This is a genomic window from Aeromonas sp. QDB31 (genome assembly GCF_027707605.1).
Taxonomy (GTDB): Bacteria; Pseudomonadota; Gammaproteobacteria; order Enterobacterales; family Aeromonadaceae; genus Aeromonas; species Aeromonas media.
In genome coordinates, this window is record NZ_JAPCIX010000002.1 from 264,178 (window position 1) to 282,420 (window position 18,243).

Sequence of the window (18,243 nt, forward strand, 5' to 3'; positions counted from 1 at the left end):
GGGCGCCCGGTTAAAGAGGGATGACGAAAAGGGCTCTGCCAAGGTGGGCAGAGCCCGAACGACCGGATTTAGTTTGCTTCACCCTGCTTGATACCCAGCATGAAGGTGCCCTGGGGGTGAATGGGCAGATAGCTGTGGTAGAAGCCCTGATAGGTGGCCAGGGGATCGAGATCCTTGAACAGATCCGGATAGAGCGCCTTGGCCATGAACTCGATGAGGGCGGCATCCATGATGCTGCGGGTAGCGCCGTGATAGACCGCATAGAGGCGACCCTGCTGCACCGCGGGCAGCTCGCTCCAGCCCGGACGGGCGGCAAAGCCCTGCAGACGCTGGCGCACCGTCTCGGCCGAGACGTCCTGACCGACTTGCATCGCTTCTGCACTGCTCACGCTCTCGTATCCCGCCATCAGGATCACCTCGGGCTTGCTCGCCAGCAGTTGCTCAGGGTGGATGGGGCCCCAGCGTTCGACAAAGGGAGCCGCGACGTTGTCACCGCCCGCCAGCAGGGCCATGGCGCCCCACATGTCCTTGCCATAGGTGTAGCTGTATTCGGCCGGTCCCTTGTCACCCAGCTCGATATAGACCCGGGGTGGCTGGCGCTTCGCGGCGGCGATGCGGGAGGTGATGGTGTCAATCTTGGCCTTGTACTCGCCGGCCATTTTCTGGGCTCGGGCTTCCTGGCCGGTCACCTTGCCAAGCAGCAAGGTGCTCGCCATGTGGCGGTCCAGGGTCTGGGCGTTGTAGTCCACCACCACCACCGGGATGCCTGCCTGCTCGAGACGCGGCAGATCCGGGGCCAGGGCCTCATATTGCCACTGGGCCAGGATCACCAGATCGGGTTTGACTGCCAGGGTCTTTTCGATGGAGAAGCTCTGATCCTGCACGTTGCCAAGGTCGGGCACCCTAGCCAGTTGCGGCAGGCTGGCCACATAGAGGGACCAGATGGCGGGGCGGGACTTGACGAACCAGCCACGGGACATGCCCACCAGGCGATCGGCGCCGCCTTCACCGGCCACGGCCAGATAATCCTCGGGATAGAAACCGAGCACGATGCGACTCGCGGGCAGACTCAGGGAAACCTTGCGGCCCATCACATCTTCCACTTCAACGGGGGCGGCGGCCTGCGCCATCCAGCTCATCAGGGCGAGCTGACCAAGCAGCAGCAACTTTGCCAGGGGGTGACGAAACATCTTGTAGCACCTCAGGAATAAAGACGGTCAAAAAAGAAAGTGAGAACTATTGCCATTCGCGAGCGCAAAAGCAACAAGCGTTTGTGCCATCTCCTCTCTTGTTATTTCTGTCATTACTGAACCGGTTTCACACGAGCACAGAGTATCGTTCCAATGGAGCCCATCTCGCTGCCTTCACGGGGCATGGGGGCCTGTGGCGTCTATCTGGTTGCACTTGGAACCACGCTCTGGCCGCCTCGCTCGCACATCTGGAGCGGCTCTCAGCTCCGGACTCTGCTCGATGTCGAGCCCCTTGGCATGGCCCCCCGGAGGTGGCGACGATTTCCTGCGCACCGATGACAGGCACTGCCCATTCGGGTATTGATCGTCACCTGCGCGCAACAATTTGCGGTCATTGTTAGCCAGCTCCCAGCGGCTCCGTCGTCAAAAGGGCAGAGTAGGCGCGCTCTTGGTCATCGGCCGAGTTCGACAGGTAACAAGGTGCTGCGGCCCGCCTTGCGCGGGGCGCCAATAACATAATCTGCAAATAAAAAAAGGAAACTGACCATGTCAGGAAGACACTCTCTGGTAGCGCTGGCCGTCGGGCTGGCGCTCTCTGGACAGACACAGGCACAACTGCTGATCAGCGAATACCTGGAAGGATCCAGCAACAACAAGGCGGTGGAGCTGAGCAATCTGGGCGCGACTCCCGTCGATCTCTCTCAATACCGTTTGGCGCTCTATGCCAACGGCAAACCTCTCACCGATGCCCCCACCAACAGCCTGACACTGCAAGGCACGCTCGCCCCCGGTGCCAGCCTGGTGCTGGCCAACCCCTCCGCCAGCGGCGAGATCCTGGCCAAGGCGACCCAGACCAGCGGCAACCTGGTGTTCAACGGTGACGACGCCCTGGTGCTCTATCGCGGCAGCGAGATAGTGGACAGTTTCGGCCAAGTCGGGGTGGATCCGGGCACTGCCTGGGTGTCTGGCAGCGTTTCGACACTGGACATGACCCTGCGCCGCAAGGCCACCGTCAGCACTGGCCGCACTGATGCGACCGCCCCCTTCGATCCGGCACTGGAATACGTGGCCGCCGCCAAGGATGACGCCAGCGGTCTCGGCTGCAGCGGCGATGCCTCCTGTGATGGTACCCAGCCGCCCGCCTTCGTCTGTCCGGTAGACACTCTTGTGCCGGTGCCTGCCATTCAGGGTTCAGGCAGCAGCAGCCCGCTGGTACCGGCCGGCAAGTTTGAATCCGAGCAGGCCCATGCCACCCGTGGCATCGTCACTCAGGTGGTGAACGGTCTCTACAAGGGCTTCTTCATCCAGGACCCGCAAGGGGACGGGGATCCGGCCACCTCCGACGGTCTCTTCATCCACAGCACCCAGGCCAACGGCGCCATCGTGCCGGGCGCCGAGGTATGCGTCTCGGGCAAGGTGAAGGAGTATTTCAACCAGACCCAGCTCAGTGCCGATGCGCTGGTAGTGACCCAGCCGGTGGGGGCTGTGCCGACGGCGGTGGATCTGGTGCCGGTGGCGGGCGAGAGCCTCAGCCAGCTGCTGGAGCGCCACGAGGGGATGCAGGTACGGCTGGTGCCCGAATCCAGTCTGGTGGTGACCCGCAACTTCAGCTTCGATTACGACGGCAAGCGCAACAACCTGGTGCTGGCCTATGGCGCGCCGCTTATCAAGTCTACCCAGAAATTTGCCGCCATGAGCCAGGAGGCGAGCGACTGGGCCCTGCGCAACCAGCAAAACCAGCTGGTAGTGGAGACCGACGCCAAGGCGCCGGACGGTGTGCTGCCCTGGTTCCCCGGCTTCAACGCCGAGGATGGTTACCTGCGCATCGGTGACAAGCTCAACGGGCTGGAGGGGGCGCTTGGCTACTCCTACAACCTGTTCAGACTGGTGGCGAACAACCGCATCGATGCCAGCAACATCGATCACAGCGGCTGGGACAGGGTCGAGACCCCTGAGCTGGCCGAGGCGGGGGATCTGCGGGTCGCCAGCTTCAACGTGCTCAACTTCTTCACCACCGTGGTGGGGGGGGATGCCAACCCCACCGGCAGCAACCGGGGCGCCCTGACGGTGGCGGAGTTCGAGCTGCAGCGCACCAAGATCGTGAGCGCCATCACCCGTCTCAATGCCGACGTGGTGGGGCTGATGGAGATAGAGAACAGCGGCTACGGCGATAACTCCGCCATCGCCAACCTGGTGGCGGCCCTCAACGCCGCCCAGCCGGATGAGGCGGATCACTATACCTGGGTGGCTTCCCCCGATGGCCAGCCCATCGGCACCGACGCCATCACGGTGGGTCTCATCTACCGACCCGCCAGCGTGACGCCAGAGGGGGCTGCCAGCCTCATCGAGCTGCCGGTGCAGCAGGCCGAGGCGCAGGACGCCAGCGGCAAGCCGGTTGCCATCAAGCAGGGCATGCGCGAATCGCTGCTGCAGCGCTTCAGCTCGCCCAAGGGGGATGCGCCCCTGACCCTGGTGGTCAACCACCTCAAGTCCAAGGGTTCCGCCTGCTTCGAGGATTACCCCGACTACGCCACCGCCGATCCGCTGGACGGGCAGGGCCACTGCAACGCGCTGCGGGTCTCCGCCGCCAAGGTGCTGGGTGAGCGCCTCAAGGAGGTGAGCGGGGATCTGCTGCTCATCGGCGATCTGAACGCCTACGGCATGGAGGATCCCATCCGGGTGCTGACCGACTATGATCCGGCCGCCCAATCGCGCCAGATCATTAGCGCCTCTTTCACCACACTGGCGGGCCAGCCTTTCGAGGAGAGCGGCAGCGCCCTTGGCAAGGGCTATGGTCTGGTGAACCTCAACACCCGTTTCCACGGCACCGACACCTACTCCTACAGCTATGAGGGTGAGCTCGGCAACCTGGATCACGCCCTGGCAAGCCCCGGCCTCGTGGCCAAGGTGATCGGCATCGAGGATTGGCACATCAACTCCGCCGAGAGCAACTTCTTCGAGTACGGCAGCAAGTACACAGGCCAGCTGGCCAAATCGGACGGGCCCTTCAGCGCCTCGGATCACGATCCCGTGCTGGTGGCGATCCAGTATCCGCTGCCGCCCGCCGGAGTATTGAGTCTCGAGAGCGCCGCCGCCAGCGTGGAGGAGGGCAGCATTCTCGCCCTGTCCGTGGCGCGCCGTGACGGCAGCCATGGGGAGGCCAGCGTCAGCTATCGCATCGCCTTTGGCAGCGCCGATGCCAACGACGTGGCACCCCTCACCGGTACTCTGAACTGGGCGGCGGGCCAGAGCGACAGCCAGACCATCCAGATCCCGGTGAAGAGCGACACCCTGCACGAGGGGAATGAGACCTTCACCCTGGAGCTGTTTGACCCGAGCGGCGCGGCGCTGGGGGAGCAGCTCCAGACCCTAGTGACCATCAAGGACAAGCTGGCACCGTCCACCATCTCCCTGGCCCAGACCAGCCTGACGGTGAACGAGGGGCAGTGGTTTGCCGAGATCCCTGTGGTACGCAGCGGTGATCTCAGCAAGCCGGCCCGCGCCCAGCTGGGCCTTGAGGGGAGCACGGCGCGCTGGGGGCTGGATTTCCTGCCCTGGTTCGGCCAGTCGGTGAGCTGGGCCGCCGGTGAAGGTGGCAGCAAGTCGGTCAAGGTGCTGATCCTGGATGACTGGTTCGTGGAGTCCACCGAGCAGTTCAGCGTCAACCTCGAGAAGCTGAAAGGGGCCCAGCCGGGCACAGTTCAGCAGACCCGGGTCGATATTCAGGACAACGACAAGCCCTGGTGGCCCTTCGGGCGCCACTGATGAGCGTCAGTACCAAGATGCATAACACAAGGGGCCCGCGGGCCCCTTTTTGTCGGCCGGCACTGCGGCCTGCCTGGCAACGCAGAGATACGGGCATCTCTTCGCCCATGAAAAAAGCCCACCTCGTCGGGTGGGCCTTCTCCATGGCAGGGCGCTCCTAACGGAGTATCAACCCTGCGCGTTGCTCAGTACCAGCTTGCCATCCTTGACCGGGATGGTGGGGCCGGGTTGTTTCTCCATGCGGATCACCCCTTCCTGACCGGCGAGGCGGTAGGTGACGTCATAGCCCAGGGTGCGGGTGCTGCTATCCTGTACCGTCTTGCAGCGCTGTTCCGTGGTGGTGTAGGTGTCCCCGGCCTGCATGTTGCCCTGCACCTGGTTGCCTGCATAGCCGCCGGCGACGGCCCCCGCCGCGGTGGCGACTTTCTTGCCGCTGCCGCCACCGAACTGGTGGCCCACCACGCCCCCGAGGGCTGCGCCGACCACTGTGCCCAGGATCTTGTGTTCATCCTGCACCGGCTTGCGGTGGGTGACGGTGACGTTGCGACACTCCTGGCGCGGCGTCTTGATGGTTTCGGTCACCGGTTTGCTGGCCAGCACTTCGGCAAACTGGGGCTCTGATGAAAACAGGGATCCGCTGGCTGCCGCCGACAATGCCAGCGCAGAGGCAATACCGATCCCGACACCTGCCAACATGGATTTGTTCATCTCTTTAACTCCTGTCTACTGTGATTGCCCGCTCTCGGGGCCTGTGAGCATTCTTGTCATTTTGCTGCCCCCACTCAAGCAAAGGGGCCCCGGTCTGCGACAAGGCCTGACTGCGCAAAAAATGACCGCGGCAAAAAGGCGTCTGTGTTTGGCGACAAAAGAGAGGGCGGTCGAAGGGCGCAGACCAGCAGGCGTGGGGTCGGGCCTGCCTAAGACGTTTTGCTAATACCTGCCCCCAGAGCCCCTTGATACCCTTGCATTGAGTACCAGAAAGCCACCGCCGGCACGATGCCAGGGCGCGTTCACGGCTGCACCGCCGCTTTGCACCCCGATGAGGAAGGAACCCGATGACAAGCCAGAACATCTACGAGACAGGTCTTGAGAAAACCGCTGCCAATTTCGAGGCACTGACCCCCTTGAGCTTTCTGGCCCGGGCGGCTCGGGTCTACCCCGACTACCCGGCGCTGATCCACGGTCCCTTGCGCCAGAGCTGGGCCCAGACCGAGGTGCGATGCCGCCGGCTCGCCTCGGCCCTGCGCCGCCGCGGCATCGGTGAGGGGGATACGGTCTCCATCGTCGCGCCCAATGTGCCGGCCATGTTCGAGGCTCACTTCGGCGTGCCCATGAGCGGCGCCGTGCTCAACACCATCAATACCCGGCTCGATGCACAGTCCATGGCCTTCATCTTTCAGCACGCCCAGAGCAGGGTGGTGCTGGTGGACAGGGAGTTTGGCGCCGTGGTGCGCAAGGCGCTCTCCCTGATCGAACGCCAACCCCTGGTGATCGCCATCGACGATCCCCTCTTTCGGGAGGGGGAGCTGGTCGGCGAGCTGACCTACGAGGCCTTGGTCGCCACGGGGGATGAGCAGGAGCCCGGCTGGCTGCCGGCGGACGAGTGGCAGGCGATTTCGCTCAACTACACCTCGGGCACCACGGGCAATCCCAAGGGAGTGGTCTATCACCATCGCGGCGCTCACCTCAATGCCATCAACAACGTGCTCTCCTGGGAGCTGCCCAAGCACCCCGTCTATCTGTGGACCCTGCCGATGTTCCACTGCAACGGCTGGTGCTTCCCCTGGACTCTGGCGGCGACCGCCGGGGTGAGCGTCTGCCTGCGCCACGTGCAGGCGGGCGCCATCTATGAGGCACTGCACGAACACAGGGTGAGCCACTTTTGCGCCGCCCCCATCGTCCTCAACATGCTCAACAACGCCGATCCGGCCTTGAAACTGGGGCTCAGTCATCCCATCAAGGCGATGACGGCGGGGGCGGCGCCGCCTGCCACCGTGATCGCCGGCATGGAGGCCATGGGGATCGCCGTGACCCACGTCTATGGCCTCACCGAAACCTATGGCCCCTGCGTGGTGTGCGAGCCCCAGCGAAGCTGGCAGGGACAGGATGCCACGGCGCTCTCGCGGCTCAAGGCGCGCCAGGGGGTGGCCTCGCCGCTGCAAGGGGAGATGCGGGTGGCCAACCCCGTCAGCGGCGAGCCGGTACCCCGGGATGGCAAGACCCTGGGGGAGATATTTCTGCGCGGCAACATCGTCATGAAGGGCTACCTCAAGAACCCGGCGGCGAGTGAAGAGGCGATGGCGGACGGCTGGTTTCGAAGCGGGGATCTGGCGGTCTGGCACCCGGACGGCTACGTGGAGATCAAGGACAGATCCAAGGACATCATCATCTCCGGCGGGGAGAACATCTCCAGCCTGGAGGTGGAGGACGTGCTCTATCGCCACCCGGACGTGGACGAGGCCGCGGTGATCGCCATGCCGGACGAGAAGTGGGGGGAGGTGCCCTGCGCCTTTGTGAAGCTCAAGGAGGGGCGGGTGCTCAGTCAGGCGGAGCTGATTGCGTTCTGCCGAGAGCAGATGGCCCACTTCAAGGTCCCCAAGCGCATCATCTTCACCCCGCTGCCCAAGACCTCCACCGGCAAGGTGCAAAAATTTATGCTGCGAAAACAGCTGGAGTGAGGGTGGGACGTTACTCTCTTCTGAGTGCTTGAGTCGGCGCCATATTGCCTCGGGATGATATGGCGCCAAATCCTATGTTCATCAAACTCTTTCGGAACTCACTCTGGTAATATCCTGCTCAGTATCGAGACAGGGAAATACTATGGCGCTTGCAACATTTGATTGGGTGGAATCTGTTTCATGGGATGGTCCTGGAGCTATTGAAGGGGGAGAGGAAAAGGTCGCAGGAGATCGACTGGAGCGCGCTCGCTATGCCGAGTTTCTGACCAACTATCTGGCGGCAGAGGGCAAAGAGCGCAACTATGTGTTGAACCTCAATGCCGAATGGGGCGCGGGTAAAACCTGGTTTATCAAGCGCTGGTATATGGAGCTTAAAGAGCATTATCCCACCGTTTATATCGATGCCTGGCAGCAGGACTTTTCCGATGATCCCTTGTTGACGGTGATCTCATCGATTGTCGAACAATTGAGAGATGCTGCGGGAAATAAGCTTGCCGTACCTGATGGCATTAAATCAAAGCTTTTAGGATTGCTAAAGGTTGGTGGGAAATTGGTACTCAAGTCAGCCATTAAAAAAGCTGGACTGGAAGATGGTGACTTTTCTGTAGAAGGAGAAGACGCAGATAAGCTGGTTGATACACTTTGCAGCAATCATAAAGAGCGTTATGAATCTATTCAGTATCTTAAACAAGAGATTAGGCAATGGATTGAAGCGGCTGTTGCTGCAAATTTAGATCAATTGGATAGCCAAGGTCGCTTGGATTATCCCGCCTTTATTTTGATTGATGAGTTGGATCGCTGCCGTCCCTCCTATGCGGTAGAAATGCTGGAAACCATCAAGCATATATTCGATATCCCTGGTGTGGTATTTGTACTCGCAACGGATACCGAACAACTTCAGCATGCTATCAAGGTAATTTATGGTGACGGCTTTGATGCGGAGAGCTATCTTGGGCGATTTTTTCATAGACGATTTACGTTAGGCAGTATCTCTCGGCGAGAGTTTATTCAACAGACAATAGTAGATAAAAAATTGCATTTTGAGCATGTCAAGGTATGGCCGGAGATAACTGATACCCAAGTATTGGTAAATATATTGACAGCTGTCAGTGATCATTTTTTATTGAGCTTAAGAAAAACAGAGCAAGTGTTGGATAGAACGTTTGCTTCCATCGTGAATTATCAAGGGTATACATTAAATCTGATTTTTCTTGTTTACTTGTTCTCTCTGTGCGAGAAAAACAATGAAGATTATCGCGCTGTAGCGGATGGCAAAATGCCTACGACAGATAACCATCCAAAGCTAAAAGGTTTCAATACACTAACAAATGAGTATGGAGAACATTACTTCCAATGCTTTATAAAAGCAGGAAGTACCATAGGAAGTTATGTTGAGGATGTCGATTATGAACGATATTTAAATCCATTTAGAGATGGTGAATATATGGTTTCATTAAAGAAAATTTTGTTCATGTCTTATGAGAACCTATTCAAACCGAATTCAGACGATGAATGTTCTTATCGTTTAATAACGTTGGCAAAAGATTGTGCTAAGCGAATGCGGAATTTGACTGTAGAAGAAAATACTATTTTGGCCGAAAAAGAGCTGTCACAGTTGGAGCGACGTTTAGCAACGTATAAGAATTTAGTCGAGCTGGCAGTGCATCTTGACTAAATAAAGCCGGGAAATCCCGGCTTTATTATCAGATCACTTGTTGTGGCGCTCATGGAGACGCTGCACCACATCCTTCAGTCCCAGCCCTTCGTTTTGCAGCAAGACGGTCAGGTGGTAGAGCAGATCGGCGGATTCGTTGATGAGCTCTTCCCTGTCTTTCGCCATGGCGGCCAGGGCCACTTCCACCCCCTCTTCACCCACCTTCTGGGCAATGCGCTTGGTGCCTTTGCCATAGAGGCTGGCGGTGTAGCTGGTGGCCGGATCGGCCCCCTTGCGCGACGCCAGGATCTGCTCGAGCTCCGCCAAGAAGCCGAGTGGCGGCAGCGGGTGGCCGTCGAAGCAGGACGGGGTGCCCAGATGGCAGGTGGGGCCCACGGGATCGGCGGCGATGAGCAGGGAGTCCTGATCGCAGTCGGTGCTGATGGCGACGAGTTTCAGCACATGGCCCGAGCTCTCCCCCTTGGTCCACAGGCGCTGCTTGCTGCGGCTGAAGAAGGTGACCTGGCCGGTGGTTTGGGTCTTTTCCAGGGCCTCGCGGGTCATGAAGCCCTGCATCAGCACTTCGCCGCTCGCGGCATGCTGGACGATGGCGGGGATCATGCCGTCACACTTGTCCCAGTCCAGGCGCTCGGCGAGGGGCAATGCATTGTCTACTGCTTGATTATTCACGGATGGCGACTCCTTCGTTTTTCAGCCAGCGTTTCAATTCGGGAATGGGGATAAGGCCCTTGTGGAATACGGACGCCGCCAGGGCGCCGTCCACGTCGGCAAGGGTAAAGGCATCGCGAAAATGTTCCATGGCCCCGGCGCCGCCGGAGGCAATCAGCGGCACCTTGCAGACGGCCCGCACCAGTTTGAGCTGCTCGAGATCATAGCCCTGGCGCATGCCGTCCTGGTTCATCACGTTGAGCACGATTTCGCCGGCGCCGCGTTGTTGCACCTCCTTGACCCACTCCAGGGTGGTCCAGCTGGTGGTGCGGGTGCGGCTCTCGTCACCGGTGAACTGCTTGACCTGATACTCGCCGCTCTGCGCGTCGAAGTAGGAGTCGATGCCCACCACCACGCACTGCACGCCGAAGCGCTCCGCCAACCGGGTGATCAGGGTGGGATCGGCCAGGGCCGGGGAGTTGATGGATACCTTGTCGGCACCGAATTCCAGGATCTGGCGGGCATCCTCCACGCTCTTGATGCCGCCGGCGACGCAGAAGGGTATGTCGATGACCTCGGCCACCCGGCTCACCCAGCTCTTGTCCACCACACGGGCGTCACTCGAGGCGGTGATGTCATAGAACACCAGCTCGTCGGCACCCTCCTCGGCGTAGCGGCGGGCGAGCTCGACGATGCCGCCCATCACCTCGTGGTTGCGAAACTGCACGCCCTTGACCACCACGCCATCTTTGACGTCGAGGCAGGGGATAATACGCTTTGACAACATGCTCATTGCTCCATGTAAAGCACAGTTAAAAAAACATCGTTCTGTCGGTGATGCAGGATCAGGCGGCGAACGGAAAAGCGGTTGGCATGCTTTCACTGCAGGATCCTGAGCGGGAAACGGCGCGCTCATCGGGCGGCGCGGCCCCGGGGGAACCAACACTATATGCATGACTTTATTCAGTGATTCAACCCTTTGTCTCCCTTCACCGGGCCCGGGGGCAGCGAAGGGCCATCGGGGAGGGAGGTCTCGGCCTCAGCTTGGGGCTCATCTGCACCCTCACATTGGCGAAGGGTGAGCAGGGCACCGTCGAAGTCAAATGTCTTCAACTGCCTGGCCAGGGTTTCGCTGCGTGGCCCGAGCATGAGCCGCAAGGGGGCGGCATACTGCTCGAACAGCGGGATCACGGCGGTATCGCTTTGCACCAGCAATGCCTCCATCTGGTGGCGCAGTGCCCGTTGCCACTGGCTGCCAAGGGGGATGAGCTCCGCCGCGTGGGCGGGCACCTCCTCTCCCAACCGGTCGTGCAGGGCAGTCAAGGCCCCGTCAATGGCCGCCATCAAGGCGGTCGGCTCAGGGTCATCCCCCGCGAGTGTTTGCTCCAGCTGCAGGCATTGCTGCGCGAGATCCACCATCCCAAGGGTGCTCGCGACCCCGCGCAGGGTGTGAACCAGCCGGGTAGCGCTCGTTTTATCCCCCGTTTGCAGGTGGTGGCCGAGCAGGGTCATGTCCTGGCCATGCTCGCTGGCGAAGTAGCGCAGCAAGGCGATGTATTTGTCCTGATTGCCCTGCAGTGCCGTCAGCCCTTGCTGCAGGTCCAGCCCGTGGAAGCCCTGCAGGTGGGCGAGGGGGCCTGCCTGCATGTCGTGGGACAGCGCCTGATGCTCGGGCTCCACCATCCCGTTGCTCGGCAGCCAGCGCTGCAGCGCCTCAAACAACTTGGCAGGGGTGACGGGTTTGGTGATGAAATCGTTCATGCCGGCAGATTCACATGCCTTTCGGTCTTCCTCAAAGGCACTCGCCGTCAGGGCGAGGATAGGAAGCAGCTCCCGGCCGGGCAGGGTGCGGATGGCGCGCGTGGCATCGTAACCATCCATCACCGGCATCTGTATGTCCATCAGGATGAGATCGAAGGCGTGCTGGCGGACGCGCTCCAGCGCCTCCTGGCCATTGACGGCGGTCTCGATGACGAGGCCGCTGTTGCAAAGCAGCTCCAGCACCACTTCGCGGTTGATGGCGTTGTCTTCCACCAGCAGTACCCGGGCGTGGTGAGGGAAGTAGGTCTGCGTCACGCTCTGCACGAGCGGGCTCGGCTGCGGCACTTCCCCCTGACCTGCCGAGAGCGCGGCGGTAAACCAGAAACAGCTCCCCTGGCCAAGGGTGCTGCTGACGCCAGCCTCCCCCCCCATCAGGGCGGCGAGCCGGCTGGTGATGGCGAGTCCGAGGCCGGTGCCGCCGTATTTGCGGGTGGTGGAGACATCGGCCTGCTCGAACGCCTGGAACAGCTTCTCGCGCTGCTCCGGACTGATACCGATACCGGTGTCCTCCACCTCGAAGCGCAGCAGGTAACCGCTGGCGAGTGGACGCGCCACCCGCACCCGCAGGGTGACCGCCCCCTGTTCGGTGAACTTGATGGCATTGGCTGCATAGTTGAGCAGTGCCTGGCGCAGGCGGGTAATGTCGCCATGGACCCAGGTGGGCGAGTCTCCCATATCGACCATGATGGTGAGCCCCTTGGTGCGGGCCTGCTCGCTCACCAGGGCACTGACGTTGTCCAGCATGGCGGTGAGGGAGAAGTCGCCCTGCTCGAGCGCCATCTTTCCCGCATCGATCTTGGAGAGATCCAGGATGTCATTGATGATGGTGAGCAGGTGCTGGGCGGCGTGATCGATCTTCTCCAGCCGCTCGTGCTGGGTGCTGTCCGGGGTGTCGCGTTTGAGCAGGTAGGTCAGCCCCAGGATGGCGTTCATGGGGGTGCGGATCTCGTGACTCATGTTGGCCAGGAAGGCGCTCTTGGCGCGGTTGGCGCTCTCGGCTCTCTGATGGGCCTGGGCCAGTTGCAGGGTGCGCTCATCGACCATCTCCTCCAGGTGGTAGCGATACTGATCAAGCTCCTCGCCAAGCTGCTTCTTCTCGGTGATGTCGGCTTGTACCGCCACATAGTGGGTCACGATCCCGCTCTCCTGGCGGATGGGGGAGACAGTGGCCAGCACCTGATAGTGGGAGCCGTCTTTGCGCCGGTTGATGAACTCTCCATGCCAGCGTTGACCCTGATTAATCGCATCCCGCAGGGCGATATAGGTCGCCCTGGGGGTGAGGCCGGAGCGCAGCAGGGCGGGGGTCTGGCCGATGACCTCGTCCTGCCGGTAGCCACTGATGGCCAGAAAGGCCGCGTTGACATACTCGATGCGCGCCTGGGTATCCGTGATGAAGACACCATCCGGGCTCTGCTCCAAGGCCAGGGAGAGTTGGCGCAACTGCTGCTCGGCCTGCTTGCGCTCGGTGATGTCAAGATGGATGCCGAGCAGGCGCAACGGACGCTGGCGGGCATCCCGATAGACGCTGCCCTTGCTCACCAGCCAGCGCATGTCACCGTCTGGCAGCAGGATCCGGAATTCTATCTCGAAGGGTTTGTCGCTGGCCGACAGCTCAGCCAGCAAGGGGTCGACACGGGGTCTGTCGTCCGGGTGCAGGCAAGCCTGCCAGGCGTGAAACGTCGCGAGTTGCTCGGTGGTGCGGCCATAGAGGCGGGCGCATTCCGGGGAGAAAAAGAGGCGATCATTGACCATGTCCCACTCCCAGATCCCGACGTGGGCGCCCTCCTGAGCCATCAGCAACCGTTGCTCGCTCTCGCGCAGGGCGCTGCTGATGGACTCGGCTCGGACCCTGGCACTGATGGCATCGTCCATCAGGTTCAGTGCCGCCAGGCGGGCGCGGCGCTGGGTATCGAGGGCCGTCTGCTGATTGTGCAGCAACTGCTGCTCGGTCAGCTTGCGCTCCGTGATGTCCTGCACAGTGCCATAGAGCTCGACGATATGGCCGTCACCGTCCCGCAAGGCCGCGCCACGGGCGATGACCCAGACGGCGTTCCCCTGCTCGTTGATGACGCTGGCATCACATTCATAGGGCAACCCATCACGCAGGCAGCGCTCGACGGACTGGGAGATGGTGTGCCAGCCCTCCTGGGTGAAGTATTTTTTCACCTCGGGATAGACGGCAGGGGGCAGGGCGGGGTCACGCCCATAGATGCGATAGATCTCCGGCGACCAGAAATGGTTGTCGTCGTCGATGCGCCAACGCCAGTTGCCAATCTTGGCCAGTCGCTGGGATTCCCGCAGGATCCCCTCGTTGCGACGCAGGGCCTCCTCGGTCTCCTTGTTCTGTTGATTGTCCTCGATGATGGAAATGAAGTAATCGGGCTCGCCCTCGAGATCCCTGACCAGGGCTACCGTCAGGGTTGTCCAGATGACGTCACCCCTCTTGTGCAGATAGCGCTTTTCCAGGGTGTAATGGGGCAACTCGCCTGCCAGCATCCGGGCCACATAGTGTTGGTCAATCAAGAGATCGTCCGGGTGGGTGATCTGCTGGAAGCTCATGCCCATGAGCTCATCGGCGTGGTAGCCCAGTATGTCGCACAAGCGCTGATTGACCCGCAGCCAGCACCCATCGGGAGAGACCAGGGCGATACCGACCGCAGCCTGCTCGAAGGTAGCCTGGAAGCGATTTTCGCTTTGTTGCAGGCGAGATTGGGTGCTAATCAGCTCCTGCCAGCGCTGGATCTCCCGGGCGCGGGAGTTGTGGATGGCGGCGCTGAGCAGGCTGACGAGGATGCCGTTGGCGATCAGGATCCCCCACTGTACGAGATCCTGACCGGTTGCCACGGTCAGCTCATAGACCGGGGGCAGCAGGAAATAGGCGGTGGCCAGGGCACTGATCAGGGTACAGAGCAGGCCTGGCAGCAAGCCCCCCAGCAGGGCGCAGATGATGATGGGTAGCATGAAGAGCACCAGCAGCGGCCGCTCGCCAAAGGCGATGGGTAGCTGGACCCGGATCTGCAACATCAGGATGGGCAGTAGCAGGGCCAGCAGGCAGACGCCCCAGCGCTGGGTGGAGGGGCGGACGAGCCATAGTTGCGGTCGGTTCATCATGGATGCTCCTCCGGCGGCATGGGAGCCTGGGGGTAGGGCGGTGCCAGCCCGAGCTGGCGCGAGAGTGTGTTGATCTGGTGCTTTAGGGTCAGCATGGCGAGTTCTCTGTCCACCATCACCTTGTTGAAACGCTCGAGCTCCTCGTTTTGCTGGCGCAGCTCCATGGCTTGATGTGTCAAGGCCTGCTCGACCTGTTCCCGCTCGGTGACATCGAGCAAGAGCCCGAGCAGGGCGGGTTGACCGCGATAGTCGACACGCCGCCCGTACAGCTCCACCTCCAGGGTCTGACTGCCGTGGTGCAAGGCGCTGAAGCGGGTATGGATGTCGCCGCCCTCCTGCTCGCAGTGCAGCACCAGCTCGGCCACCCGGTCGCTGTCCTCTGGGCTTGCCAGGGCTTGCAGGGTGCCGACGCCGAGCAGTGCGCCGGGCGAGTCATAGCCAAACAGGTGGGCAAAACAGGGGTTGATGTAGCAGAGTTTGCCCTGCTGGATGATGTAGATGCCGGCGAGCGATTGCTCGACCAGGGCGCGAAACAGCCCCTCCCGCTCCCGCAGGTCTGCCTCGGCACGCTTGAAGCCCGTGATGTCGCGGGAGATGCCGAAGATGCCGATCACCTGACCGTCGTTGTCTTGCAGCGGCCCCTTGGTGGCGAGGAACACCCGATCGCCACCGGGCAGGGTCAGGTACTCCTCCTCGGTTTGCACCCGGTTGTTCTCGATCACCCGATGGCCTGCCTCCATCAGCATCTTGGCCTGCTCGGGCGGGAAGATGGCCATGTCATCCTGGCCCAGCATCTCGGCGGCCGGTTTGCCCACGAACTGGCTGGCGGCGCGATTGAACAGTATGTATCTGCCCTCTCTGTCCTTGGCAAAGATGGCATCTTCCGAGCTGTCGGCGATGGCGGAGAGCAGCTGCAATGCCTGCAGCCGTTGCGTCTGGGAATGACGGATCTGTTCAGCCATCAGCAGTCGGGTGTGCTGGCGCAGCAAGATGATGCCGGCGTTGGTGACGAAGAGCACCAGCAAGGTGATGAGACCGATCCAGATGCTCTCTTTGAAACTGGCCTGGTTGAGCTCGGCCTTGTCTATCTTGGTCAGCAGGAACCAATCCGTACCCGCGACCGGATAGACGACGCCAAAGGCCGCTATGCCTTGATAATCCATACCGGAAAGCACCCCGGGTTTTCGTTGTCCGGTCTCAAGGCGCAGATACTGGGCCGCCAACAGGGTGCTGTGATGGAGCGGAAGCTGCAGGCGCAGGGCCGAGTCGGGGCGATAGCGCAGGTCACTCAGATACTGCACCTGGTCTGCGTGCTGGCGAAACAGCGTGGCTTCGCCACTGCTGTCGGGGATGGGCCAGGGGTTGAGGATCTGGTTTACCCAGTGGCTGCCGCTTATCTGCAGCACTATGATGGGCGCCGGCTCCGCCGCCGTGGCCAGGGGCGTCAGGAAGTCGAACCTGGTTTGGCCCTGTTCATCCAGATAAGGCCCGACCCTGAGCACCTTGCCTGCTGTCGCCCGTGTCAGGGCATCGCGCAACGTGGCATTCATGATGCTCGCCCCCGGAGTCTGCCACAGGGCCTGGCCGGTCCGGTCGAAGAGGGCCGCGCCATCGAATCCCCGCACCGAGATGAACTCGATCAGCCGCTGGGTCTGTTCATCGGATGGCCTGTCCCTCTGCCCGGAGAGAGAGAGGGCACCATAACTCGGGTTGTCGAGGATCTGACGAAGATCCTGTTCCCGGTTGCCCAGCCACTCGGTGATGCGCCTGCTCTTGAGATCGGCGATGGTTTCAAGTCGGGCGACCTCCTTGTCCCGGGTCAACCCGATGTTCTGGGCGATGGCCATGATAGCCAGGGCCAGAATGAGGCTGTTGAGCAATAGGATGGGCAGCCACTGGCGCCCGGAGAGCCGGGGACTGGCCGTGGACTGATTGATGCGGCGGCGCAGCATGACATAGAGCATGAGCGCGGTGATGAGGATAAAGAGCCAGCCCTTGATGGTGCTGGCCAGGGCGAATTGGGCCGGGGTGCTGAAGAGCCACTCCACCGCCTTGTCCGACAGCAGGATCCACAGACTTGCCACGGCGGCATAGGTGAGTACCACGTTGAGCACGTGGGCTCGGGTCAGGGGAGACTGCTCAGCCATGGGGTGCCTCGGCGCCATCCTGATAACGCTCGGCGATGATGACGAACTGCTCGAAGTGGCTGTCAAAGGCCGCCACCACGTCAGGGTCAAAATGCTGACCGCTGCCGGAGAGGATCAGGGCGCGGGCCTCCTCATAGGACATGGCCGGTTTGTAGACCCGGACGTTGATAAGGGCGTCAAACACATCTGCCAGCGCCATCAGCCTGGCCGAGAGAGGGATGGCATCGCCCTGCAGGCCGTCCGGGTAGCCGCTGCCGTCCCATTTCTCGTGGTGCCAGTGGGCTATCTCCTTGGCCAGGGTGAGGAAGGCCAATGGTTGCTCTATATCCTGCTCGGCCTCCTCGATGGCATCGCTGCCGAGTTTGGCGTGGGTACGCATGGTCTGCCACTCCTCGGGGGTCAGCTTGCCCGGTTTGAGCAAGATATGGTCGGGAATGCCGACCTTGCCGATGTCGTGCAGGGGGGCCGAGCGACTCAGCAGATCTATGTAACGAGGCGTCAGGGTGTCGCTAAAGCGGGGGTGGCTGGCCAGGGTGCTCGCCAGCAACCTTACGTAGGCCTGGGTACGCAGGATGTGATTGCCGGTTTCGGGATCGCGGATCTCCGCCAGATGGGCCAGCGCCCGGATGGAGACTTGCTGGATCAGATCGTTCTCCGTCATCCGGCGCGCCACCTCGGCCTCCAGGGCCGCATTCTGATCTTGCAGACCATCCCGGGCCTGCTTGGCCTCCAGCTGGGTGCGCACCCGCGCCTGGACGATGGCGGGTTTGATGGGTTTGGTGATGTAGTCGGCGGCGCCGAGCGACAGGCCGTACTCTTCGCTCTGGAGATCGGCGAGGGCGGTGAGCAGCACCACAGGGATGCGGCGGGTGTCGGGGTTGATGCGCAGATGCTTGAGCACCTCATAGCCGTCCATGCCGGGCATCATCACATCCAGCAGGATGAGATCCGGCCTCGTCTTGCCGCTCGCAATACGCAGGCACTTCTCCCCGCTCTGGGCGGCGAGCACCCGATAACTGGGAGAGAGCAACTCGGTCAGCACCATCAGGTTCTCGGGAGAGTCATCGACGATGAGGATGGTGGCACAGTGAGATGTGAACATAAGCCTTCCGTGACGTTATCTCGATGAGACCGAGTATAGAGTCAATTGCTTCCAGATTATAAGGACTTGCCGCTGGCTCCCGGCAGAAGAGGTGCCTGTTCCGGCG

10 protein-coding genes are annotated in these 18,243 nt (G+C 61.4%); 3 read left to right on the top strand and 7 right to left on the bottom strand.

Annotation, left to right across the window (positions count from 1 at the left end; translation table 11 throughout):
* Positions 1–68: 68 nt before the first annotated feature.
* Positions 69–1,190 carry an ABC transporter substrate-binding protein gene (locus tag PG898_RS03195; RefSeq protein ID WP_043129912.1) on the bottom strand — a complete coding sequence of 374 codons (1,122 nt, stop codon included), beginning with the start codon at positions 1,188–1,190 and terminating at the stop codon, positions 69–71.
* A gap of 546 nt (positions 1,191–1,736) precedes the next feature.
* On the opposite strand from PG898_RS03195, the gene PG898_RS03200 reads away from it, so the two are divergent.
* Complete coding sequence (locus PG898_RS03200; protein WP_270823527.1) at positions 1,737–4,955, top strand: ExeM/NucH family extracellular endonuclease; 3,219 nt, start codon at positions 1,737–1,739, stop codon at positions 4,953–4,955.
* 168 nt (positions 4,956–5,123) lie between these two features.
* On the opposite strand, the gene PG898_RS03205 is transcribed toward PG898_RS03200, so the two are convergent.
* Positions 5,124–5,663 (bottom strand): glycine zipper 2TM domain-containing protein, encoded by a 540-nt coding sequence (locus PG898_RS03205; RefSeq protein ID WP_005326114.1) that lies wholly within the window; start codon positions 5,661–5,663, stop codon positions 5,124–5,126.
* A 347-nt stretch (positions 5,664–6,010) separates the two neighbouring features.
* On the opposite strand from PG898_RS03205, the gene PG898_RS03210 reads away from it, so the two are divergent.
* Positions 6,011–7,633: an acyl-CoA synthetase gene (locus PG898_RS03210; protein ID WP_043129915.1), complete on the top strand. Its 1,623-nt coding sequence runs from the start codon at positions 6,011–6,013 to the stop codon at positions 7,631–7,633.
* Positions 7,634–7,775: 142 nt separating this feature from the next.
* Positions 7,776–9,308 (top strand): KAP family P-loop NTPase fold protein, encoded by a 1,533-nt coding sequence (locus tag PG898_RS03215; protein ID WP_043129916.1) that lies wholly within the window; start codon positions 7,776–7,778, stop codon positions 9,306–9,308.
* Positions 9,309–9,341: 33 nt separating this feature from the next.
* On the opposite strand, the gene hisIE is transcribed toward PG898_RS03215, so the two are convergent.
* The 5 genes from hisIE to PG898_RS03240 all read right to left on the bottom strand — a co-directional run bounded on the left by hisIE (position 9,342) and on the right by PG898_RS03240 (position 18,137).
* Entirely contained in the window at positions 9,342–9,977 is a 636-nt protein-coding gene (gene hisIE / locus PG898_RS03220; protein WP_043129917.1) for a bifunctional phosphoribosyl-AMP cyclohydrolase/phosphoribosyl-ATP diphosphatase HisIE, read from the bottom strand.
* The gene (gene hisF / locus PG898_RS03225) at positions 9,970–10,743 is read right to left on the bottom strand and encodes an imidazole glycerol phosphate synthase subunit HisF (protein WP_043129918.1); all 774 of its coding nucleotides are present in this window, start codon (positions 10,741–10,743) and stop codon (positions 9,970–9,972) included. Before hisF ends, hisIE begins: the two co-directional genes overlap by 8 nt.
* A 176-nt stretch (positions 10,744–10,919) precedes the next feature.
* Positions 10,920–14,888 (bottom strand): PAS domain S-box protein, encoded by a 3,969-nt coding sequence (locus PG898_RS03230; protein ID WP_043129921.1) that lies wholly within the window; start codon positions 14,886–14,888, stop codon positions 10,920–10,922.
* A complete protein-coding gene (locus tag PG898_RS03235) occupies positions 14,885–17,035 on the bottom strand; it encodes a PAS domain S-box protein (protein WP_043129922.1) in 2,151 nt (716 codons plus the stop codon). Before PG898_RS03235 ends, PG898_RS03230 begins: the two co-directional genes overlap by 4 nt.
* Positions 17,028–18,137 carry a response regulator gene (locus tag PG898_RS03240; protein ID WP_043129923.1) on the bottom strand — a complete coding sequence of 370 codons (1,110 nt, stop codon included), beginning with the start codon at positions 18,135–18,137 and terminating at the stop codon, positions 17,028–17,030. The genes PG898_RS03235 and PG898_RS03240 overlap by 8 nt, the downstream gene beginning before the upstream one ends.
* Positions 18,138–18,243 lie beyond the last annotated feature (106 nt).